22 protein-coding genes are annotated in these 20,866 nt (G+C 52.4%); 10 read left to right on the top strand and 12 right to left on the bottom strand.

Annotated elements, in window-relative coordinates; translation table 11 throughout:
* Positions 1 to 2: 2 nt before the first annotated feature.
* Genes fliE through ACRBB0_RS02925 form a run of 3 tightly spaced genes read right to left on the bottom strand, consistent with a single transcriptional unit; the run spans position 3 to position 1,098 of the window.
* On the bottom strand, positions 3 to 296 hold the full coding sequence (gene fliE, locus ACRBB0_RS02935; protein ID WP_431372901.1) for a flagellar hook-basal body complex protein FliE: 294 nt from the start codon (positions 294 to 296) through the stop codon (positions 3 to 5).
* A 23-nt stretch (positions 297 to 319) separates the two neighbouring features.
* Complete coding sequence (flgC, locus tag ACRBB0_RS02930) at positions 320 to 709, bottom strand: flagellar basal body rod protein FlgC (protein WP_431372900.1); 390 nt, start codon at positions 707 to 709, stop codon at positions 320 to 322.
* A 14-nt stretch (positions 710 to 723) separates the two neighbouring features.
* Positions 724 to 1,098, bottom strand: coding sequence for a FlgB family protein (locus ACRBB0_RS02925; RefSeq protein WP_431372899.1), 375 nt, complete (start codon positions 1,096 to 1,098; stop codon positions 724 to 726).
* An 86-nt stretch (positions 1,099 to 1,184) separates the two neighbouring features.
* On the opposite strand from ACRBB0_RS02925, the gene ACRBB0_RS02920 reads away from it, so the two are divergent.
* Entirely contained in the window at positions 1,185 to 2,549 is a 1,365-nt protein-coding gene (locus tag ACRBB0_RS02920; RefSeq protein WP_431372898.1) for a FliI/YscN family ATPase, read from the top strand.
* Positions 2,550 to 2,590: 41 nt separating this feature from the next.
* Here ACRBB0_RS02920 and ACRBB0_RS02915 read toward each other — a convergent pair whose 3' ends face one another.
* From ACRBB0_RS02915 to ACRBB0_RS02885, 7 genes are all read right to left on the bottom strand, one after another.
* Entirely contained in the window at positions 2,591 to 3,403 is an 813-nt protein-coding gene (locus tag ACRBB0_RS02915) for a DUF1217 domain-containing protein (RefSeq protein WP_431372897.1), read from the bottom strand.
* Complete coding sequence (gene flbT / locus ACRBB0_RS02910; protein ID WP_431372896.1) at positions 3,400 to 3,804, bottom strand: flagellar biosynthesis repressor FlbT; 405 nt, start codon at positions 3,802 to 3,804, stop codon at positions 3,400 to 3,402. Before flbT ends, ACRBB0_RS02915 begins: the two co-directional genes overlap by 4 nt.
* Complete coding sequence (gene flaF, locus ACRBB0_RS02905; protein WP_431372895.1) at positions 3,801 to 4,178, bottom strand: flagellar biosynthesis regulator FlaF; 378 nt, start codon at positions 4,176 to 4,178, stop codon at positions 3,801 to 3,803. Before flaF ends, flbT begins: the two co-directional genes overlap by 4 nt.
* Before the next feature lie 76 nt (positions 4,179 to 4,254).
* Entirely contained in the window at positions 4,255 to 5,550 is a 1,296-nt protein-coding gene (locus ACRBB0_RS02900; RefSeq protein ID WP_431372894.1) for a flagellin, read from the bottom strand.
* Positions 5,551 to 5,730: 180 nt separating this feature from the next.
* Entirely contained in the window at positions 5,731 to 6,954 is a 1,224-nt protein-coding gene (locus tag ACRBB0_RS02895) for a flagellin (RefSeq protein ID WP_431372893.1), read from the bottom strand.
* Between the two features lie 201 nt (positions 6,955 to 7,155).
* Entirely contained in the window at positions 7,156 to 7,503 is a 348-nt protein-coding gene (locus ACRBB0_RS02890; RefSeq protein WP_431372892.1) for a flagellar protein FlgN, read from the bottom strand.
* Positions 7,496 to 7,765, bottom strand: coding sequence for a rod-binding protein (locus tag ACRBB0_RS02885; protein WP_431372891.1), 270 nt, complete (start codon positions 7,763 to 7,765; stop codon positions 7,496 to 7,498). Before ACRBB0_RS02885 ends, ACRBB0_RS02890 begins: the two co-directional genes overlap by 8 nt.
* 110 nt (positions 7,766 to 7,875) lie before the next feature.
* Between ACRBB0_RS02885 and ACRBB0_RS02880 the strand changes: the two genes are divergently transcribed.
* The gene (locus ACRBB0_RS02880) at positions 7,876 to 10,443 is read left to right on the top strand and encodes a flagellar hook-length control protein FliK (RefSeq protein WP_431372890.1); all 2,568 of its coding nucleotides are present in this window, start codon (positions 7,876 to 7,878) and stop codon (positions 10,441 to 10,443) included.
* 9 nt (positions 10,444 to 10,452) lie between these two features.
* A complete protein-coding gene (locus tag ACRBB0_RS02875) occupies positions 10,453 to 11,127 on the top strand; it encodes a flagellar hook capping FlgD N-terminal domain-containing protein (protein WP_431372889.1) in 675 nt (224 codons plus the stop codon).
* Position 11,128: 1 nt separating this feature from the next.
* Here ACRBB0_RS02875 and ubiB read toward each other — a convergent pair whose 3' ends face one another.
* Positions 11,129 to 12,661 carry a 2-polyprenylphenol 6-hydroxylase gene (ubiB, locus tag ACRBB0_RS02870; protein ID WP_431372888.1) on the bottom strand — a complete coding sequence of 511 codons (1,533 nt, stop codon included), beginning with the start codon at positions 12,659 to 12,661 and terminating at the stop codon, positions 11,129 to 11,131.
* Between the two features lies 1 nt (position 12,662).
* Entirely contained in the window at positions 12,663 to 13,415 is a 753-nt protein-coding gene (gene ubiE / locus ACRBB0_RS02865) for a bifunctional demethylmenaquinone methyltransferase/2-methoxy-6-polyprenyl-1,4-benzoquinol methylase UbiE (protein ID WP_431372887.1), read from the bottom strand.
* A 323-nt stretch (positions 13,416 to 13,738) separates the two neighbouring features.
* Between ubiE and mutM the strand changes: the two genes are divergently transcribed.
* From mutM to ACRBB0_RS02830, 7 genes are all read left to right on the top strand, one after another.
* Entirely contained in the window at positions 13,739 to 14,590 is an 852-nt protein-coding gene (gene mutM, locus ACRBB0_RS02860; protein WP_431372886.1) for a bifunctional DNA-formamidopyrimidine glycosylase/DNA-(apurinic or apyrimidinic site) lyase, read from the top strand.
* Between the two features lie 64 nt (positions 14,591 to 14,654).
* The gene (locus ACRBB0_RS02855; RefSeq protein WP_431372885.1) at positions 14,655 to 15,431 is read left to right on the top strand and encodes an enoyl-CoA hydratase; all 777 of its coding nucleotides are present in this window, start codon (positions 14,655 to 14,657) and stop codon (positions 15,429 to 15,431) included.
* 223 nt (positions 15,432 to 15,654) lie between these two features.
* The gene (gene rpsT / locus ACRBB0_RS02850; RefSeq protein WP_431372884.1) at positions 15,655 to 15,918 is read left to right on the top strand and encodes a 30S ribosomal protein S20; all 264 of its coding nucleotides are present in this window, start codon (positions 15,655 to 15,657) and stop codon (positions 15,916 to 15,918) included.
* Between the two features lie 478 nt (positions 15,919 to 16,396).
* Complete coding sequence (gene dnaA / locus ACRBB0_RS02845; protein WP_431372883.1) at positions 16,397 to 17,755, top strand: chromosomal replication initiator protein DnaA; 1,359 nt, start codon at positions 16,397 to 16,399, stop codon at positions 17,753 to 17,755.
* A 166-nt stretch (positions 17,756 to 17,921) separates the two neighbouring features.
* Positions 17,922 to 19,040, top strand: a complete 1,119-nt coding sequence (dnaN, locus tag ACRBB0_RS02840) for a DNA polymerase III subunit beta (protein ID WP_431372882.1) — start codon at positions 17,922 to 17,924, stop codon at positions 19,038 to 19,040.
* A gap of 69 nt (positions 19,041 to 19,109) precedes the next feature.
* Positions 19,110 to 20,216 (top strand): DNA replication/repair protein RecF, encoded by a 1,107-nt coding sequence (recF, locus tag ACRBB0_RS02835; RefSeq protein WP_431372881.1) that lies wholly within the window; start codon positions 19,110 to 19,112, stop codon positions 20,214 to 20,216.
* Positions 20,209 to 20,730, top strand: coding sequence for a GNAT family N-acetyltransferase (locus ACRBB0_RS02830; RefSeq protein ID WP_431372880.1), 522 nt, complete (start codon positions 20,209 to 20,211; stop codon positions 20,728 to 20,730). Before recF ends, ACRBB0_RS02830 begins: the two co-directional genes overlap by 8 nt.
* The last annotated feature ends 136 nt before the right edge of the window (positions 20,731 to 20,866 follow it).

Below are 20,866 nucleotides of genomic sequence, written 5' to 3'. Positions count from 1 at the left end.
CTTTAGACCGGCATACGCAGAATTTCTTGGTATGCTTCGACAACCTTGTTGCGTACGGCCACAACGGTTTCGACTGCCAGCTCGGATTGCGCCAAGGCTTCTACCAGAGCGTGCGGATCAGCATCGCCGACCATGGTACTCTGCGCTGCTGTTTCCGCCTGACGTAGTGTCCCGGCAAATTCATCAGCAAATTTTGAAAACTGTGCCTCGGCCTGTACCGTTTCTTCCGGTTTTGGCTCCATTGCGGGCATGGATGCTGCATATTTTTGAGCAGCAAAAAGTGATCGGACGTCCATTCTGGCCTCCTATTTATTGAAATTTAGCGACGCAAGAGATCCATCAAGCTTGTGGACATTTGGCGCGTTTGGTCGAACATTTTTAGATTTGCTTCGTAGCTGCGCTGCGCCTCTCGGGCGTCGGCAATTTCGATGATCAAATCAACATTCGACCCATCGTAATGTCCCGTAGCGTCAGCCAATGGGTGCGATGGATCGTGAATTTTAGTCAACTCGGATCGGTCTAGGTTGACCGCTCCGGCCTCAACTTTGGAAAGAGTGTTGCCGGCCTTTTCAATTTCAAACGGAATCGTTTTGCGTCGATACCCTGGGGTATCAGCGTTGGCGATGTTTTCTGAAACGACGCGTAGGCGGGTCGCTTGGGCGCGTAGGCCACTGGAGGTGACTGACAATGCGTCTGAAAATGCACTCATAATTTGCTCCCTATTTACTTGCCGAGGCTGGAACGCAACACAGATAGGTTGCTTCGATAAATCGCCATTGCTTTGTCATGATGGCGTTTGGCATCCACGGCTTTGACCATTTCTTCTTCGAGAGAAACCGTGTTGCCATTCGGATCCAATGCGATGTCATTGATGGATCCTTCGACACCCCAATCCGAATTCCCATGTAAGTGGGAAGAGCGGGTTGCCCTTTGACCGATCATCGAATCGCGCAATGTATCCTGAAATTTCGGCATTTCGCGTGCTCGATACCCGGGGGTATCGGCATTTGCGATATTCTGTGAACTCAAAGCTTGCTGGTTTCCAGCATGCCTGGCCATAGCCATTGCAGTTCTAAAGATGTCCAAGTTTTGGAACATCGGGGCTTCTCCCTCGATTTGCTTCAACTAAGGCTTAACCCTGATTCCTTTAGAAACAGTTTGCATACAAATGAACGGAGCGACCGATGGAAGAAGACATCGCAGGCCTCAAGGCCAGAATTTCGCAGATGCAACCGGTCAAGGCCGTTGGTCGCGTACAAGCTGTGGATGGAACATCCATTTGGGTTCGAGGGTTGGCTGAGGATGCCTGTATCGGGGATCGTCTCAGGTTAATTCAGCCGAATGGTGAACTGGGTGGAGAAGTCCTCCGTATTCGCGATGATTTGGTTGCCATGCTGCCAGATGAAGCTGCGGACGGTGTTTCGAAAGGAGACCGGGTTGCTGTTTTGGGTCCTCCGACATTGGCTCCGTGCGATAGTTGGATCGGTCGTGTTATTGATGCGTATGGTCGGCCTTTGGATGGTGCTCCCTTGGGGCCCGGCCCGCGTCGAAGGCCATTTCGGGCCAGTCCACCGCCAGCGGCAGCGCGGCGTCAATTGGGTGATCGCCTGTCCACTGGTTTGTCGATTTTTGATACTCTTTTACCGATTGTCAAAGGTCAGCGTATCGGCCTGTTTGCCGGGTCAGGGGTTGGCAAATCAAGATTGCTCGCGCAGCTGGCTCAGGGGGTTCAAGCAGATATTGTTGTGCTAGCCTTGGTAGGTGAGCGCGGGCGTGAAGTCCTTGATTTTGTTAGCAATGTTTTGGGACCAGAGGGGATGGCACGAAGTGTCGTTGTGGCGGCAACTTCTGACCGATCACCATTGGAGCGGCGACGTTGTCCGTTGGCAGCGATGACGATTGCGGAGCATTTTCGAGACCAGGGGGCACACGTTCTTTATCTCGCAGATTCCATCACCAGATTTGCTGAAGCGCATCGTGAGGTCGCTATAGCCTCGGGTGAACTCCCGGCACTAAGGGGGCACCCGCCTTCAGTAGCGCACCAAATTATGCGATTGGCAGAACGAGCAGGGCCAGGAGTGGGTGACGCCGGTGATATTACAGCAGTGTTTAGTGTACTCGTCGCGGGATCAGATATGGATGAGCCTGTTGCCGATATTTTGCGCGGCGTATTGGATGGTCACGTCGTTATGGACCGGCAAATAGCGGAGCGAGGGCGATTTCCCGCCATTGATTTACTCAAATCTGTTTCCAGAAGCCTTCCAGAAGCCGCGAATCAACAGGAAAATGCAATAATACAACAGGTTCGCCAACTTATGGGTGCCTATGCTCGCTCCGAAACAATGATTCGCGCTGGCCTATATCGTGACGGTGAAGACCCAATACTTGATCAAGCTATCCGCGCTTGGCCCGATCTGGATAATTTTTTGGCCGAAGCCTCTCCAAATAGCCCACAGGCGGCGTTTCAGAAGCTGCAGTTGATATTGCGCCGAGCTAATGCTGCACCTGTTCCGCAAAAAGCGAACCGGGTGGCAATTCAAAAGCGATAGGGGCTGTCACCCCTATCCTAAAAGCTTCAGCAGGTATTATTTTATCCCAAGAGTGAGGTTCGAGGGATTTGTTGTAGAAGCGTTACGGCGACTTGATTAGAAGATGATGCCGAAAAGCTTTTTATTTGACTCTGCAGTAAGTAAGTTTGGACAATTTTGTTCATAACTTCAGGTTCTGCTAACTCATCAATTTCACCGACACCGAAACGTGATTGAGATTTTTCTCGCAGCGTTTCGAGTTGTTTATCCAAGTCCAACTGCGCGAAACTGCTCGGGAGCCCCAGTGCGGTTTCAAAAACTGTTCTAAGAGGAGTCGTACCCATTATGCGGAACCATTTGGTGTCATCCGATCCATCGGAACTGGCGATATCAGGTAAATTTCGTTCGAAATTCATTGAAAGGCGCAGAGACTCGTCTTGGTTTCCTACTGCAATTTCAAACTCTTGCGCCTTGAACTTGGTCAGAATTTCTCCGGAGAATTTGCTCAGTGATGTTCTCGAGCCCAAGGGAGAATCAAACGCAAACGCCTTGGTCAGCGACTTGTAACGCTCGTCCGCCATCCGATTGGCCAAAGAGGTCGGCTCTGATATGCCTTCCTCAAGGATTTTCTTTATAAAAAACTTGTTATTAATATCATCCTGAAGCCCAAACGCACCTAACGCAACACGCAATAATCTGCGATCAGAAACGAGCTCTTCCGCTGAAGTAATTTTGGCGATATTTGCTTCGAAATACTCTGTGTCGCGGGACAACTGCGCCCCGCTGTTGAACACCTCTTTTTGAGTTGCCTGAGTCGTTTTCAGGAACTGCCAGCCAACCAGGCCACTTCCGACTATAACTGGTTGAAAACTCATTGCTTACTCGCAGCCAAAAGCCGATCTTCTCGTGGGATGAGTGCGCGCAAAGCTTTCAGACATTGATAAAACTGGTCGCCCAAAAGCGCTTCTGTCGCTTGCGTCAACAAGCGTCGGCTGTCTGAATCGATCAGAATATGACTCAATTCTTCAATTCGGGGCAACAACTGTTGCCGAGCGTGCGTTGCATCAGTGTCGCCTGTCAAAATCAACTGTGCAGTGTAGCACAGGCGGCGAACAGGTGTTTTAGCCTCGTCGGGATGTATTGCATCACGAAGCCGTAGGACATTTGCGTTGGGGGTCACGATCGACATGCGACTGCGCCGGTCTCCATTTTCGATTACGGCACCGTTAATAAGCACTCGTTCGCGAGGCCCTAATTTCAGAACTAATCCACTCATTGCTTTGTCCTCCGGCCGCCAAGCCCCCGAAGGATGGCAGCATTTATTTCCAGAAGTGGTGCGAGTCTACCTTTGCGGGCCAGAACCTTTCCGGTGTGTTGTTGTACAAATTCTGCAAGATAAAAGATTTGCGCACGCAAGTCCTGCGGCAAGGCATTATCTTTGTCGGCCACGTCGACGGCCAAGGTCGTCCACAGACGCTGATTATCCGAAAGTGCCTCGACCAACTTGGGGTATGACCTAGGCCCGGCCTCTGCGGATGATTTGATACGGTGCGTAACTTTCGCAATCAATTCGTATTCGGTGCCACGAGGGGTTTGTGTCGTTCGGGCATTTTGGGAGTAGCCACGGAGGGCTAAAGACTGGGTGTTCACTTCAGAACCTTCTGGTTTGAATGATCATGATAAATGATGGGAAGGCCGGTTTTGGCCAGCCTTCCCAAATTCCGAATTAACGGAAGAGCGACAGCAGCTGTTGAGGTGCTTGGTTCGCAATTGAAAGCGCTTGAACGCCCAACTGCTGTTGAACCTGTAGCGCCTGCAATCGAGCGGATGTTTCTTCCATGTCGGCGTCGACCATGGAGCCAATTCCCGATTTTAGGGCATCGGACAGACCGGAGATGAAATCAGACTGGGTCTCAATGCGTCCCTGAACAGAGCCAAAGTTAGCAGCCGCATCAACAGATGTCTGAATAAACCCTTCGATTGCTGTCAAAGCAGAATCGACACCTTCTTGGGTCGTTACATCAATATTTGCAATTTCCCCTAGACCGCCACCGATGTCGGTTCCGGTTGTCGCGTACGTATCGGCCCGGACAGTTATGTCATTGCCGACCGTTGTGGAACCAGTCACCGTAACGGCGCCGGTTGTCGCATTGAAGGCCATCGACATGTCATCTGAATCAAGCCCTTCACCTGCTAAATGCGTCATTAAAGAGTCGTTCAGATTATCGAACACGTCTTGTGCGGTATCACCTTCTCGAGCAACGTACATGATTTCGGAAGGACGCCCCGTTGCACTAGATGTATTGGCAGAGGAGAAGTCACCAGCACCCGCAGAAAGCGAAATCGAATACCCAACACCAGCTGCGACTTCAGCTGTCACGATGGTGAAATCCGTCGTGTCGGCGGTTCCTGCACCAGTGAGTGCATCGGTTGCACCCGCTGTAGTGCCCGACATCTGGGTTCCGCCAGTCGCCTGTGCGGCACCTGTGATAGTCGCCGCTGTCGTTCCAAGATCTTGCTTGCTGACGCTAATGTCTGATGCTGCAACACCAGTTGACGAGCGATCCAGAGACGCCAACACGTTGATCGTGTCCGATCCGGCGGTCGTTTCTGTGTTGGACAGTAGGTTTAAACCGTTAAACTGCGCGGCACCAACCACGGCACCAATCTGATCTCGCAACGCGGCAATGTCAGTTTGAATTTTGTCTCGGTCGACGTTTTCTTCCTGAGCGGCAACAATTTTGCCCTTAATATCTGTCAACAGGTCTGTGACTGTTTCAGATGCTTGCCGGGCAACAGCCACAGTAGACTGGCCTAGGTTCAGACTGTCCGAAATACCTTTAAAGCCTTTGACATCTGCTTCCATTACCTTGGAAATTGCCCAAACGGCGGAGTTGTCTTTTGCATTGGCGACGGACTTACCAGTCGAAATTTTCGACTGTGTTTCGGCCATATTTGAATTGATGGACTTGAGAGTTTGAAGCGCGACCATTGCGCCATTATTGGTCAGGATACTAGACATATGTTTCGTCCTTGGTTTTGGCAGCGCTTTTGCGCCTGTTGCGTTTGCCCAGTAGGGCATTTTCAACGTCTTTCTGACGGTTGCAGATCCGTTAGAAGTCGGACTGCGCCACCATTTTCAGGTGCAAGAGAGTTTTCAGTTGGGGGGACGCAGGATTAGCTCCCCCCCAACCAATTTGCCTTAGCGGAAGAGCGACAGAAGTTGCTGTGGCGCTTGGTTTGCAATGGACAATGCTTGAACACCCAGCTGCTGCTGAACCTGCAGAGCTTGTAGGCGGGCGGACGTTTCTTCCATATCCGCGTCTACCATAGAGCCAATGCCGGACTTCAATGCATCTGAGAGACCAGAGATGAAGTCAGACTGGGTTTCAATACGACCTTGCACCGAACCAAAGTTTGCAGCCGCGTCCACGGATGTCTGGATCAAACCTTCTACGCGGATCAAAGCTTCATCAACACCGGCCTGTGTGGTTACATCGATGTCGGCAAGATTGGCCAAGCCACCCCCAACGGTACCGTCACTTTCACCAGTTGCAGCCGATTGAAAAACATCGGCGGTCGCAACAGTGATCGAGGCTCCAGTGTTGTTGGTCATTTCAATTTGGCCAGTGGTCGCATTAGTGGCAAATGAAACATCAATTTCATCGATTGCCGCTTGCTCGTTTAATGCATCAACCATTTTGTTGGTGACGTCGCCGAGTGTGTCACCATCTCTGGCAACATATTGAACAGGGTCCGAGAACGTCAAACCACCTGCGACAACTTCATAGGACATCCCGGCTTCAGGAGTGCCTGTAAAGGTTACTGCAAGAGCGGTTGCGCCATCGGCGATCGCGCTGTTAGAGCCACCAGTGTTTGTTGTTCTGGTCCCTGCCGTTTGTGCTGTCGAACCAAGATCCTGTTTTCCGACGTTGATGTCAGATGCCGAAACACCTGTAGAAGACCGGTCCAGAGAGGCTAGAACATTGATCGAACCGGAGCCAGCGGTTGTGTCGGTATTGGCAAGCAGGTTGAGGCCATTGAACTGTGCGGCCCCGACAACAGCACCGATTTGATCACGTAGTGCATCGATGTCTGTTTGGATTTTGTCGCGGTCAACGTTCTCTTCTTGGGCCGCAACGATCTTGCCTTTGATGTCAGTAAGAAGGTCCGTGACTGTTTCTGATGCTTGACGGGCAACAGCAACGGTTGATTGACCCAAGTTCAGGCTGTCGGAAATTCCTTTAAAGCCTTTGACATCTGCTTCCATAACTTTGGAAATAGCCCAAACCGCAGAGTTATCCTTGGCATTTGCAACGGCTTTACCGGTCGAGATCTTCGACTGGGTGTCTGCCATGTTCGAGTTGATTGATTTAAGAGTCTGCAGCGCGACCATCGCGCCATTGTTCGTCAGGATGCTAGACATATAAAATAGTCCCTTGATATCAAAGGCGCTTTTGCGCCGGTTGCACGTGCCGCGAACGGCATCTCTGACGTCTTTCTGACGGTTGCAGCTCGGGCCTTCCCGTCTGCGCCACCTATTATCGGTGCAGTGCCAATTTGACCGGGGATTACTAACGGAGGCCTAAGACGGCCCCCAAAGATCGGAAGCATTTGACGTAAATCTTCAAGCTCTGCGCTCGAGCTTTTTTTCCTGGGGGGCGTCAATTGTCATCCGGCGACCGTATGCGTCATATGTATCCATCGAACGGCGAATGCGCTGGAGATCGCCTAGGCGAGCAGCGACATTACGAATGCCTGCCAATGCTTGATCAAAGAGCTCCTGATTACGTCGCATTCCATCTTGAAGAGGCGCGAGCTCTTCTGAAGAAATCTCCTGATCATTTAGTTTGCCTGCCAAGGCCTCTTTCACTTCCAGAAGTTCTGCAATTTGTACGAAGTCCCCTGCAAGCAACGCCTCTCGTTCGGCTTGAAGCAATAAATCGAGTTGGTCGGCGAGCGAAACATCAGTCATTTATTCTATCCTTTAGTGCGTCAAAAATGGATTCGGCCAAACCAATTCCACCGTTGGCAGCCATTTGGCGGGCCTGTTCCATTCGCATGAAAGACGCGAATTGATCTTCTCCAGCGCCACCGCCAAAGGCTTCTGGTGTTTTTCCGATTCCGGCGGATTTCAACATTTCAGCGAGAAAATTTGCCTCAAGTTCTTGGGCCGCCTTTTGAAGGGCCTGATCTTGAGTGCTGGGCGCACCCGGGGTGAAGGTTTGTATTTCCATTACAATTTTCTCCAATTCGACTCACTTCGTTGATTTTGATCAGAACGCGGTAAAGAAGCGGTAAGGAAGTTTGATTAAATGTTGGGCAAGGAAGAATTCCCGGAGCTCACATGCTTACACAATTGACTAGCCTTCTTGGGCTTACACAAAATGCTGATCTGCTGACCCGCAAAGGCGATTCCGAACCTGAAATCGATTTCGGCCAAATCTTTGCAAATCTGGAACATGACCCTGAGAACTCAGAACCGGAACTTCCGGTGTTGGAGGAGACAGATGTTCCTGTAGATAAAGAAGAACAAGCAGAAAATGGGATAGAGCTTGACGAGGGGGGTACGGATCTCGACCCGCAGGTTGACGGAGTGCGTCACGAGCCCCGGGATTTAGACACAATCCAGGCCTTTGAAACCATCCAAGAGTTTGAAGCCATCCAAGAGTCGGAACCGGAATGGGGTATTCGTGAGCTTGAAGATAAGCTTGCGCCGGACGTGTTCGACGATTCGCTTGAAATAGAAACTGCTTTTGCAAAGGATGAGAATGATGTTCTGGCCGCGAAAGTTATAGACTCCAGGACAGTTATCGACTCCAGAGCCCGCCCCGATGTACCCATCTCCAGTCCTGATTTACAACGACTAACAGGGAATGCTTCGACCGGCCAAACCATGCTTTCCGCCGATCGGACAGTTGGTTCTGAAAAAGTACGACTTGAAACGTCGTATTCCAATCCGGCGATCAAAAGTGTAGCAGGCCATGTTTTCCGGTCTGCGGAGAGAGCCGACCAAGATCTTCCCGTACTGAATTCGGCCCAAAGTTCGAAGCAAAATGAGTTGACCGGCACCGAAACCCTATTGGTCGCAGAAGGGAACGAGCCCCTTACGAAGGTCGCAAGTTTACTTGAGCCCGCCTCCGCAGTTTCCATGACTGCACTGAGAGAACCAGATGGTCAAAGTGCGCTCATTCAAATTGAGCGTCCGCTAAATGAGGCGCGTGTGCGTGCGACATCTGGGCCTGTTGTTGCTCAGGAAGTTCCCTCGATAGACCGGCTAAATCCCAATAAACCGGCTCTTTCACAGTCTTCGCGTCCTGAATTTGAGAGCGATGGCGTGGTCCTCAAGGCAGATATTCCCAAGGCTGAAGTCAGTCAAATACCGAAGTATTACCCTGAAGAATCTCAGCTTCGACCCGCAAGCCGCGCCCGTGTTGATTCTCAGAGTCAAATGGTCTTACCCAAGCACGAAGGCGCTGAACAGCAGGTTTCAGAGCAAAGTGAAATAGGAAATCGCGTTCCGCCGCGCCTGGACCGGAATGAGGTCTTTACTGCAGAACGTGAAGAAGTTGGAAAGTCGAAACCGGCTGCAAATCAATTGCCTCCTCAGATGTCCGGCGCGTTCCCAAGGCCTCAGGCAGAAACAGCTCGTGTCATTTCCACTGATGTCGCGGCCCCTCGTGAAATCATTAATGAGACGCCAACTACGAGTGACTCTGCGACCAAGATACTGGAAAAGGTTCGGCTGACCCTACCGTCTGACAGATTAAACCAGACCTTTACCGGCGGTGTGGAGCAGAGTGCCCAGCTCCAAATGGCTACCCCAATGAGCGACGAGACGACGGAAAGAGTACAAACGCATTTTCCGCCGCTTAACGATGTTCCGATCCAAAGTCGCGATCCTTCAGCGACCACTTTGGCGGCTGCTCCTGCAGTTTCGATGCCGGCTGAGATGAAACGAATGGTCGAATCGGTCAGGATTGAACCTCAAAATCGTGACGTACCTAGAATGTCTCAGGGAGCAATCGTTTCGGATGATTTGAATTTGTCAGTACGTAAGGTAGAACCTGCGCAAAACGCGACGGGCCAGCAAACTGTTTTCGGAGCGACTGTTGTCGAAGAGCGTCCCGACCCCAAGATTTCTGTGGAACCTAGGCTCAGCTCTGACGGTGTTCCAAAATCGATCTCATTGGAAGGGGCACAAAATAAGCCTTTGGGAGAGCCCCGGGTTGTCGAACTTCAGGAAACTGAACTTCCGAACGAAGATAAAAAAATGAGACCTTTGCCGCCCGAAGCCGGTGTCGAACCCAAGCGGCAGGTCGACATCATCAAAGCGCCCACCCAAACAGCACAAATTCTGCCGCAAATGGACGTTTCCCATGCCGGATCGCCCGTGTTGTCCAGCGTGACCTATCCCTTCTTGGTTGGCCTTGATGAGGACTCCGAAGGGTTGGATTTGGGCCTGACGTCCAGCGTAGGTGAGGCGCGACAGGCAGTCGGGTCTTCGCCCGGTTTGCACCCGCAGAATATCACGCGTCCCGATCCAAATCTGATCGCTCGTCAGATCAGTGATGGCATTCAGAAAATGTCTGAAGGCGGCATTGAGCTACGTCTAAGTCCCGAAGAGCTTGGATCGGTTCGCATGCAATTTGTTCAGACAGAACAAGGGTTAAACGTGCATATCGTTGCCGACCGCTCGGAAACACTTGATCTGATCCGTCGCCATATCGACCAACTTGCGAAGGACTTGGCGGACAGCGGTTTCGATGCGACGGGGTTCACCTTTGGTGATGACGGGGGCCAACATGAGCAAAAATCGTCGAATTCAAGCCGCAAAGACGGACCGTCCGATGAACAACCCCTGAAAGAACAACCGGTTTCCGTCGTGTACGACGGGCTGGATATTAGAGTGTAAGGATACAAAATGACAGAAACCAGCGCGATACAGCCTTCGCTTGCCAGCAGTCCAGCCGCGACCAAAAAAAGTGCATCAGATGCGGCCGCGACGCTTAGCTCAGATTTCGAAACTTTTCTGAAAATGATGACCGCTCAGGTACAAAACCAAGATCCGCTTAATCCAATGGATTCGACTGAATATGCGTCCCAGCTGGCAACCTTCTCTTCCGTTGAACAGCAAGTTTTAACCAATGATTTGCTGAAAGAAATGGGAGCCATGTTGGGCGGCAATGATTTGCAGAAATATGGAAGTTGGGTTGGGATGGAGGCCCTAGCAAAGACTCCGAGTTATTTCAGTGGCGATCCAGTTGCGATCCGTCCGGATTACGCGGAGGATGCTGATAATGCGGTTCTTCAGGTACGGAATTCAGAAGGCGACATTGTTCAAAGCCTACCAGTACCAGTTGGTCAGAAGGAAGTTCTCTGGGCTGGCTATGACGACAACTTGGCACCTTTCCCTAACGGAATTTATAGTTTCGAAATAGATAGTTACAAAGATGATGAGCTGATAGAAACCAAGCTTTCTTCAGTCTATAATCAGGTGGAAGAAGTTCGCAATAATGGGGCTTCGGTCGCTTTGATTCTTGCGGGGGGAACCGCAATTGAAACCACTCAAGTTGACGGGTTGCGGTCTTCGCTCTGAGTTAATTGACCAGTAGCGCGAGCCAAATGACTCCGCTCGCGGCTGCTGCTCCGAGCGTTGTCCACCCTAGCCGACCAAGCCAGGGTCGGTCCTTGCGTTCAACGATGTCCTGAGTTTGGCGTATTAAGGCGTCTTCCACCAAACCTGGCAAACGCGGCCCAAATCTCGCCAAAACGCGCGCTGTTTGGGCAAAATCGTGGAGGATGGCCTTCGGGCCGATTGACCCTTTTATGTAGTCCTCGACCACCGGCTGAGCGACTGTCCAAATATTCATGCGCGGATCGAGAGATCGTGCAACACCTTCAACAACGACCATAGTTCTTTGCAGAAGAATTAATTCCGTGCGGGTTTCCATCCCAAATCGTTCCGTCACTTCGAACAGGTAGGACAATAGCTTGCCCATCGAAATCCGCGTCGCATCCATTCCAAAAATGGGTTCACCAACAGCTCGCAGCGCTCGGGCAAACTCGTCAACATCCTGATGCGCAGGAACGTACCCTGCTTCAAAATGGACCTGAGCGACACGGGCGTAATCGCGACGAATGAAGCCAAATAGAATCTCAGCGTAAACACGGCGTGTGTACTCATCTATGTGGCCCATGATGCCAAAATCATAGGCGATAATATTGCCGTTGGCTGCGACTTTTAGGTTTCCTTGATGCATGTCAGCATGAAAAAAACCGTCGCGAAGTGCGTGATTTAAAAAGAGCTGCAACACACGTTCGGACAAGACGACGCGATCATGACCGGCATTGTCCAGCGCATCATTGTCGCCCAACGGAAGACCTTCAGCCCAGCTCATTGTCATCACGCGTCGGCCGGAATAGCCCCATTTTATGTCCGGAAGTTGGAATCCTTCATCCTCAGCGGTGTTCGCGGCAAATTCACTTGCCGCGGAAGCTTCGAGGCGCAGATCAAGTTCACCGTTCACAACGCCTTCGAAATGTTTAATGACATCCGTTGGTCGCAAGCGGCGCGATGCGGGGGAGAAGAACTCGATAAATCCGGCGGCAAAGTAGAACGCGTCAATGTCTTTTCGAAAAGCGCGCTCAATTCCAGGACGTAGGATTTTGACGGCGACGGTTTCGCCCGTTTCCAACAGGTTCGCCTTGTGAACCTGAGCGATGGAGGCCGCCGCAACCGGTTCCGAAAACGTTGAGAAAATCTCATCAATCGGCAAGCCCAGCTCTTGTTCTACTTGCTCCTTGGCTTCTTCGACCGAAAACGCAGGCAACTTGTCCTGAAGGACCCGCAGTTCTTGCGCCATTTCATCACCAACCACATCGGGGCGCGTTGACAAAATTTGACCAAATTTGATGTAGGCGGGGCCCAACGCTGAGAGCGCACGCACAGCCGGGGGCATGGAGGGGTCGCCTTTTTCGCCCAACCATTTGAAGGGCCAAGCCAACACCCTTGCGGCGACTCGCAAGGGGGCCGGGGTTTCAAACGCGTCCAAAACCACGCCCATCGCACCGGTTCGTTCGAAAGTCGCGCCAGTGCGGATCAAGCGCCAAATATTGTGCGGTCCGCGCATGTCAGATCTTCCAACCAGAGTGAAGACAGGCGACACCCATCGTCAGATTACGGTATTTTGCGTTTTCAAAACCGGCAGCGCGCACCATACTCAGAAACGTTTCCTGGTCTGGAAATTTTCTTATAGATTCAACTAGGTACTGATAGCTAGCGCTGTCGTTTGCAATCGCCTGACCCATTTTTGGAATGATGTTGAATGAGTAAAGATCATACATCTTTTGCATCATTTCGTTGGGAATTTGCGAGAATTCCAACACCATCAACCGCCCGCCAGGTTTGAGAACCCGGTAAGCTTCGTTCAAGGCATCTTGCGGACGAACGACATTTCGAATGCCAAACGAAATGGTGTAAACATCAAAGGTGTTGTCGGCGAAAGGCAGCGCCATCGCGTCGCCGACGACCCAATCAAGGCTATCGCCCATTGCCCCAGCTTCGGCGCGTTGACGCCCCTCAACCAACATGGATTCCGTGATATCCAAGACGGTGGAATGTCCGTGCCCGGCCCGTTTTAGGAACTTGAAAGAGATATCTCCCGTTCCGCCGGCGACATCCAATAGTTTTTGACCGGGCCGTGGTGCCAGCCAATCCATCATGGCGTCTTTCCAAATCCGGTGTATGCCAAAAGACATGGCGTCATTCATAACGTCGTATTTGGAAGCAACCGACGTGAATACGCCTTGAACACGCCCGGCTTTTTCGCTTTCCGGTACATCGGTAAACCCAAAATGCGTGGTGTTGTCAGAATTCTCGGTCATCATGCTGGTCCGGTTTGGCCTTAATGCTTTTCGTAACCCTCGTACAGAGATGGGGGCCAAAGAACAAACAGTCAAATTAGCGCAAAGGCGAAGGGCCTAAGGCGATTTTCTGACCTTGAGCGATGACTTTGCATTGATGATCCCAGAATGGGCCGGGCTTTGAGCGGGTCACAAGCCCAACTCGCAATTCTCCCAAGGACAAAAGGTTATGAAACACGTTGCCAAAGGCAAGCAGGCGTTTCGGGGCTACGGCGCTAGATTGCACGGCTAGGCTTGAGCGCGTATCTGTTACCAACAACCTCAAACGAGATGGATACGCGGTTATGCCCGAACTGCCAGAAGTTGAAACCGTGCGTCGCGGGCTTGCCCCGTCGATGGAGGGCATGATTGTGACACGTGCGCAGGTGAACAGGCCTGATTTGCGGTGGCCTTTCCCTGAGAATATGGCGCAGCGTTTAACGGGTGTTCGGGTTGAGCGTTTGCGGCGGCGTTCTAAGTGTATTCTGGCAGACCTGTCCAGTGGCGAGACGCTCTTGATCCATCTGGGCATGTCTGGGCGCATGCTGGTTTCGGGCGATCCGCTGGGCAATTTTGTGCATGAGCACCCGGCGACCCAAAAACATGATCATGTTGTTCTCGATTTCGAAAATGGCGCGCGCGTCACTTTTAATGACCCACGCCGTTTTGGAGCAATGGACCTGCTGGAAACCGCAACAGCGGATCAGCACAAATTACTTTCTGGCCTTGGCCCGGAACCACTTGGAAACGATTTCAACGAATCTCATCTGATTGGGGTGCTGAAAAATCGCAAACTCCCGATGAAGTCGGCGTTGCTGGATCAAAAGATTGTTTCCGGACTTGGCAATATTTATGTTTGCGAAACGCTTTACCGTGGCAGAATTCACCCAACAAAACCGGCCGGTGACGTGACGGAAAAACGGGTTAGGTCGCTGGTTCCCATCATCCGCAAGGTGCTGTCGGACGCTATTGATGCGGGTGGATCTTCGCTCAAAGATTTCCGACAAGCCGATGGAGAACTTGGATATTTTCAGCATAGCTTTGATGTCTATGGTCGAGAAGGTGAGCCCTGTCACACCTCTGGATGTTCAGCCCAAATCGAACGAATCGTACAGTCGGGGCGTTCTTCTTTCTTTTGTCCAATTTGTCAAAGATAGCTTGAAACGGGGGCAGACAATGATAAGCCTGTCGGCCTGAGGAAACGGACGGAGCCCGCACCCCATGGCCTATGAGACGATCATCGTCGAAGTAGAAGACCACGTCGCTACCATCAAATTGAATCGCCCAGACGCATTGAACGCGCTCAACACCCAGCTGTTGGGTGAGTTGACCGATGCCTTGGCGGATGCTGACCGCAATGACAAAGTGCGCTGCATCATCATCACCGGCTCGGCCAAGGCCTTTGCTGCAGGTGCTGATATCAAAGAGATGTCCGACAAGAGTTTTGTCGACATGTTTATGTCGGACTTCTTCGGCAAAGAAGGCAACGCTGTTATCAGCACCCGTAAACCAGTGATCGCGGCGGTTGCCGGATACGCGCTGGGCGGCGGCTGTGAGCTTGCCATGATGTGCGACTTCATTATCGCAGCTGACAATGCCAAGTTTGGACAGCCAGAAATCAACCTAGGCGTGATTGCCGGTATTGGTGGTTCGCAGCGTCTGACACGCTTTATCGGCAAATCCAAAGCGATGGACATGAACTTGACCGGTCGCTTTATGGATGCCGAAGAGGCTGAGCGGTCTGGCTTGGTGAGCCGTATTGTTCCGGTGAAAACACTGATGGAAGAGGCGCGCAGCGCGGCGGAAAAAATCGCTGAAAAGTCGATGATTTCCGCGATGGCCGTCAAAGAGGCTGTGAACCGGTCATATGAGACAACATTGTCCGAGGGGCTTTTGTATGAACGCCGCTTGTTCCACGCATTGTTTGCCACCGAAGACCAAAAAGAAGGCATGGCTGCCTTTATGGAAAAGCGCACACCGCAATTCCGCGACAGATAACCAAGACCAATATGACCGAAACAACCCGCGTTTCGGTCATATTGCTATGATTGAATAGCGACAATATGGGGCTTTCCAAACCATGCTGGTTTGGCTATATGCACCCGATACATGCGCGTGATGCCCGCTAAGGCAAGAATCGGACCGTTGGAAATCCTTTGGGATAATTCGGCTTTGTGCTGCTCACGCTGTAAACAGATACAAAGAACTAGGACCGATCATCATGGCAAATTCGCCCCAAGCAAAAAAACGCGCCCGTCAGAACGAATCTCGTTTGGCTGTTAACAAAGCCCGTCGTTCGCGCATCCGCACCTCGCTGCGCAAAGTTGAAGAAGCAATCGCATCCGGCGACAAAGCCGTTGCGGCGGCTGCTCTGCAGGCTGCTCAACCTGAGCTCATGCGCGGCGTTACCAAGGGTGTTTTCCACAAGAATACCGCGTCTCGTAAGATGTCTCGTCTCGCTGCGCGTGTAAAAGCGCTGGGATAAAAATATCACGCATTTTGTGTGATTAATTTGGAGGCACCACTATATGTGGTGCCTTTTTTCGTTGGAATGCCAACATCTTTAACGTGTAGAGATTCTTTTTCAGGAATCCCTGAGTCAAGGCGTAAGATCGGTTGCTCGAAGTCCTCATAGGTTGGTAATTTCCCCCTGCGAGTCACTTCGCAGGGGGGACAGGCTGCCGACCCATATCCGCGATCGTTGCGTGGAGCCGGGTCACTCAGGCCGAAACCAAATTAGGTTTTGCTGAGCTTCAGAAGATTGCTTCTGGCCATGTCCAATGCAGTAAACGGGCCTTTCTGGCTCGGCCTTCGTGGGGATACGGGGGCTGAACATTGACTTCGAGGATTTCCCTCGCAGCTCATACTGTAAGGTATGGGGATGTTGTCGTGTGCCCTCTGATTTGTGACGCGCCGCCGGAGTCACGACCGGTGAAGACAAGTCAGGAAGGAAACGGGGACAAATGACAAAAGAGCAATGGGGCGCGTTGCAAGAGCAGATCTGCAATACGATTGGGGAAAACAACTACAAAACCTGGATCCAGCCACTTTCTTTTGCAGGTATGAGTGACAAGGGTGTGGTTACCCTTCAGGCGCCGACAAGCTTTTTCGGCTCCTATGTTTCGCAAAATTTTGGCGATATGCTGCTCGCGCAGCTATCAACCGTCGCACCAACCGTGCGTCGTATCTCATATGATGTTGGGCAATCTGTTGAGGCGGCCAATCAATCTAAAGAGCCGGCAAAGCCAGTTGAGCCTGCCGTTGCCGCTGCGCCCAAGGATCTTCCAGGCGCACCTTTGGACAACCGCTTTACCTTTGACACCTTTGTTGTCGGTAAGCCGAACGAATTGGCGCATGCCGCGGCCAAACGTGTGGCTGAGGGTGGCCCGGTGACCTTTAACCCACTGTTTTTATACGGTGGCGTTGGTCTTGGTAAAACCCACTTGATGCACGCGATTGCGCATGAGCTGAGCGCCCGCAATCCTCATCTGACGGTGTTGTACCTCTCTGCAGAGCAGTTCATGTACCGCTTTGTTCAGGCCTTGCGTGAGCGCAAGATGATGGATTTCAAGGAGATGTTCCGCTCCGTTGACGTGCTAATGGTTGATGATGTGCAATTCATCGCTGGCAAAGATTCCACGCAAGAGGAATTCTTTCATACGTTCAACGCCTTGGTGGATCAGAATAAGCAGATCATCATTTCTGCTGACCGCGCCCCGGATGAGATCAAAGACCTCGAAAATCGCATTCGCAGTCGCCTGCAATCGGGTTTGGTGGTGGATTTGCACCCCACAGATTACGAGCTACGTCTCGGAATTTTACAAACCAAGGTTGAAACATATCGGGCGATGTACCCAAGCCTGTCGATCGACGAGGGTGTTCTGGAGTTCCTCGCCCATCGGATCAGCACCAATGTCCGTGTCCTTGAAGGGGCGTTGACCCGTTTGTTCGCTTTTGCCTCGCTCGTTGGCAAGCCTATCAATATGGATTTGGTCCAAGACAGCCTGTCAGATGTGCTTCGTGCGTCTGAGCGCAAGATTTCAATCGATGAAATCCAGCGCAAGGTCGCCGAGCATTACAACATTCGCCTCAGCGACATGATCGGACCAAAGCGGGTGCGGACATTTGCCCGGCCACGTCAGGTGGCGATGTATCTGTGCAAACAGCTGACATCGCGGTCATTGCCTGAAATCGGACGTCGTTTTGGTGGGCGCGACCACACCACCGTCATGCACGGTGTGCGCCGGATCGAGGAACTGCGCCTGCAAGATGGGCAGATCGACGAAGATGTCGAATTGTTGCGCCGCGCATTGGAAGCCTAACGCCATTTGGTTGGGTCTCTATCACAACAGTTGCAACATGGCCGCCCTCGGGCGGCCAGATGCACTTGACGCTCCTGTAAAACAATCGGACAAATCGTAAAAACGGGCTTGGAGCGCCGGACCCATCGGGGTAACGTGCGCATCCGGCTATGCGGAGAGATGGGCGATGAAGATCAGCATTGAACGCGCCACGCTGTTGCGCGCAGTGGCACAGGCACAATCAGTTGTGGAACGGCGCAACACGATTCCGATATTGGCCAACGTGTTGATCGATGCCGAAGGCGACGATGCAACATTCCGGGCGACGGATTTGGACATTGAGGTGCTCGACAAAGCGCCAGCCAAAGTCAGCCGGGCAGGCGGGACAACGGTGTCGGCCGTGACTTTGCACGAAATTGTGCGAAAGTTACCGGACGGCGCATTGGTCGAATTGGAAGAAGACAGTGCTGCGGGCCGATTGACGGTGTCGGCAGGACGGTCGAATTTCTCTTTGGCGACGCTGCCTCGTGAAGATTTCCCGATTATGGCCTCGTCCGAGTATAGCTGCAACTTCACGGCCAAAGCCGATGTGCTGCGTCGGTTGTTCGACAAGTCGAAATTCGCGATTTCCACTGAAGAGACAAGATATTACCTGAACGGCGTCTATATGCATATTGCCGATAGCGATGGTGGACAGGTGTTGCGCTGTGTCGCGACCGACGGCCACCGTTTGGCCCGCATTGATGCCGATTTGCCAGAGAGCGCAGCTGATATGGCTGGCGTGATTGTGCCGCGTAAGACCGTGGGTGAGCTCCGCAAATTGCTCGACGAAGACGATATGGACATCGCTGTGTCAGTGTCGGAAACCAAGGTGAGGTTCGCGACGCCGGATATCACGCTGACGTCCAAAGTGATCGACGGAACCTTCCCAGATTACACACGGGTGATCCCGCAGGGCAACACGCGCAAGCTCGAAGTCGATGCCAGTGATTTTGCCAAAGCGGTTGATCGGGTTGCGACAGTGTCTTCTGAACGCTCACGTGCTGTGAAGCTTCAACTGGACGAAGATCGCTTGATTTTGTCGGTGAACGCGCCTGATAGCGGTGCCGCTGAAGAAGAACTTGCGGTTGCCTATGGTGATGAGCGGTTGGAAATTGGATTTAACGCCAAGTATCTGCTTGAAATTGCCAGCCAGGTTGATCGGGAAAATGCGGTTTTCTTGTTCAACTCGTCGGGTGATCCGGCATTGATGCGCGAAGGCAACGACACCAGCGCGGTCTATGTTGTTATGCCAATGCGTGTGTGACGCGGATCGATTTTTCGCCGAAAAATCGCCTGCCGCACGACCTTTTGATCACATAAGAAAGGTTGCGTGATGGGGAAAATGTTTCTGTCGCACCTGACCTTGTCGCACTTCAGGTCGCATCATTTGGTGCGGCTCGATTTGGACGCTCGGCCTGTGGCCATTTTCGGCAATAACGGCGCTGGAAAAACCAATCTGATCGAAGCGGTTTCCTTGTTTTCGCCAGGCCGCGGTTTGCGGCGCGCGTCGGCGCAAGACATGGCGCGCAGGCCCGAGTCACTTGGATGGAAGTTAAGTGGCATTCTGAACGCGCCGAGCGGCCTACATGAGATTTCCGTCACATCGGAAGCCGGGGCGTCACGGCAGGTTCAAATCGACAATAAATCCACCCCACAAACCGCCCTGGCCAGTTTGACACGGGTCTTGTGGCTGATCCCTGCGATGGATCGCTTGTGGATCGAAGGTGCCGAGGGGCGGAGGCGGTTTCTCGACCGGATGGTTCTGAGCTTTTTTCCGGGCCACGCGGAGGCATCCCTGACCTACGAAAAGACAATGCGCGAGCGTAACAAGCTGCTCAAGGAGCAGGTGCGTGACGCCCATTGGTATGCGGTTCTTGAAACGCAAATGGCCAAAACCGGGGCCGTAATTCACGCAAACCGCGTCGCGGCCTTGTCGCGTCTGCATGCTGCTCAAAGCAGCTCCCAGACGCATTTCCCAACTGCGGAACTTGAACTTACCCAAAGTGAAGGGACCATGCCTGGAACCGAAGCGGATTTGCTTGAGGCGCTTCAAGAGAGCAGGTTTCGCGATATGGCCGCCGGGCGCACGCTGGTTGGCCCTCACAGGACCGATTTATATGGCGTTTATGCCGCCAAATCCGTTCCGGCCTCGGATTGTTCAACGGGGGAGCAAAAAGCGTTGCTGATATCGCTGATCCTTGCCAATGCGCGGGCGCTGTCCGCCGAAATTGGCGCTCCTCCGCTCCTCTTGCTTGACGAGGTGGCAGCGCATTTGGATGCGGGCCGCCGCGAAGCACTTTATCATGAAATTTGCGCATTGGGGGCGCAAGCCTGGATGACAGGAACTGATGCGGAGTTGTTTTCGGGCCTGGGAAGCCGAGCTCAATACCTGGAAGTTGGCGACACATCGGGAGCCTCAGAGGTCTTTTTGCGTGATTGAAGTCCTACATGAAACCCAGCTGACCAGTTCGGACGAGGCGCAGATTTCGGATCTTCTGAGGGCGAGCTTTCCCACCGACTTCGACAACCGCAGCTACTACCAACAGCGGCCGCACATGCGAGTGATTTGGCGATCTGGGGCCATTGTTGCCCATGTCGCACTGTTTTTCCGTGATATTCGTCTCGATCATGACTTGGTGACGGTCGCAGGGATTGGCGACGTGGCTTGTTTGCCTGACTATCGGCACCAAGGCATAGCAACTCGGCTCTTTACCCATGTGATTGCGCAAGCAGAGGCGAGCCAAGCCGATTTCCTCCTCCTGTTTGGTGCACGGGGGCTTTATGATCGAGCGGGTTTTCAATCAAAGAAAAACAGCTATGTCTGCGTCGATATGGTGGGCGCAAAAACCTCGGAAATTGCATCCAGAGATGCCAATTTTTTGATGGTTCGAGCCTTGAAAGACCGACAATGGCCGGACGGTTCCAAAGTTGATTTTCTCGGCCCTCTCTTCTAGGGGCTAGACCCGCTATTTCTTGGGCATCAGCAAGGGAAACTATGCGGGAAAAGTCGCTTGCTTTGCGACGTCACGATTTCTGTCATAGCGAGAGCCGCGCGCTGCTGAGCACGGGCGGGTCCCTCTGCTCGTTGGG

The organism is Pelagimonas sp. (assembly GCF_050633425.1).
In the GTDB taxonomy this organism is placed as follows: Bacteria; Pseudomonadota; Alphaproteobacteria; order Rhodobacterales; family Rhodobacteraceae; genus Pelagimonas.
Note: the sequence above shows the minus strand (reverse complement) of the source record. Positions and strands in the feature narration are given on the sequence as shown.

Excerpts from the sequence above, each read along its gene's own strand:
- ACRBB0_RS02875 (WP_431372889.1), top strand. The coding sequence starts at position 10,453 with ATGACAGAAACCAGCGCGATACAGCCTTCGCTTGCCAGCAGTCCAGCC.
- dnaA (WP_431372883.1), top strand. The coding sequence starts at position 16,397 with ATGACAAAAGAGCAATGGGGCGCGTTGCAAGAGCAGATCTGCAATACG.
- ACRBB0_RS02890 (WP_431372892.1), bottom strand. The coding sequence starts at position 7,503 with ATGACTGATGTTTCGCTCGCCGACCAACTCGATTTATTGCTTCAAGCC.
- ACRBB0_RS02880 (WP_431372890.1), top strand. The coding sequence starts at position 7,876 with ATGCTTACACAATTGACTAGCCTTCTTGGGCTTACACAAAATGCTGAT.
- ubiE (WP_431372887.1), bottom strand. The coding sequence starts at position 13,415 with ATGACCGAGAATTCTGACAACACCACGCATTTTGGGTTTACCGATGTA.
- ACRBB0_RS02895 (WP_431372893.1), bottom strand. The coding sequence starts at position 6,954 with ATGTCTAGCATCCTGACGAACAATGGCGCGATGGTCGCGCTGCAGACT.
- rpsT (WP_431372884.1), top strand. The coding sequence starts at position 15,655 with ATGGCAAATTCGCCCCAAGCAAAAAAACGCGCCCGTCAGAACGAATCT.
- ACRBB0_RS02885 (WP_431372891.1), bottom strand. The coding sequence starts at position 7,765 with ATGGAAATACAAACCTTCACCCCGGGTGCGCCCAGCACTCAAGATCAG.
- fliE (WP_431372901.1), bottom strand. The coding sequence starts at position 296 with ATGGACGTCCGATCACTTTTTGCTGCTCAAAAATATGCAGCATCCATG.
- ACRBB0_RS02900 (WP_431372894.1), bottom strand. The coding sequence starts at position 5,550 with ATGTCTAGTATCCTGACCAATAATGGCGCAATGGTCGCGCTTCAAACT.
- flgC (WP_431372900.1), bottom strand. The coding sequence starts at position 709 with ATGAGTGCATTTTCAGACGCATTGTCAGTCACCTCCAGTGGCCTACGC.
- flbT (WP_431372896.1), bottom strand. The coding sequence starts at position 3,804 with ATGAGTGGATTAGTTCTGAAATTAGGGCCTCGCGAACGAGTGCTTATT.
- ACRBB0_RS02925 (WP_431372899.1), bottom strand. The coding sequence starts at position 1,098 with ATGTTCCAAAACTTGGACATCTTTAGAACTGCAATGGCTATGGCCAGG.
- ACRBB0_RS02915 (WP_431372897.1), bottom strand. The coding sequence starts at position 3,403 with ATGAGTTTTCAACCAGTTATAGTCGGAAGTGGCCTGGTTGGCTGGCAG.
- ubiB (WP_431372888.1), bottom strand. The coding sequence starts at position 12,661 with ATGCGCGGACCGCACAATATTTGGCGCTTGATCCGCACTGGCGCGACT.
- recF (WP_431372881.1), top strand. The coding sequence starts at position 19,110 with ATGGGGAAAATGTTTCTGTCGCACCTGACCTTGTCGCACTTCAGGTCG.
- ACRBB0_RS02920 (WP_431372898.1), top strand. The coding sequence starts at position 1,185 with ATGGAAGAAGACATCGCAGGCCTCAAGGCCAGAATTTCGCAGATGCAA.
- ACRBB0_RS02855 (WP_431372885.1), top strand. The coding sequence starts at position 14,655 with ATGGCCTATGAGACGATCATCGTCGAAGTAGAAGACCACGTCGCTACC.
- mutM (WP_431372886.1), top strand. The coding sequence starts at position 13,739 with ATGCCCGAACTGCCAGAAGTTGAAACCGTGCGTCGCGGGCTTGCCCCG.
- dnaN (WP_431372882.1), top strand. The coding sequence starts at position 17,922 with ATGAAGATCAGCATTGAACGCGCCACGCTGTTGCGCGCAGTGGCACAG.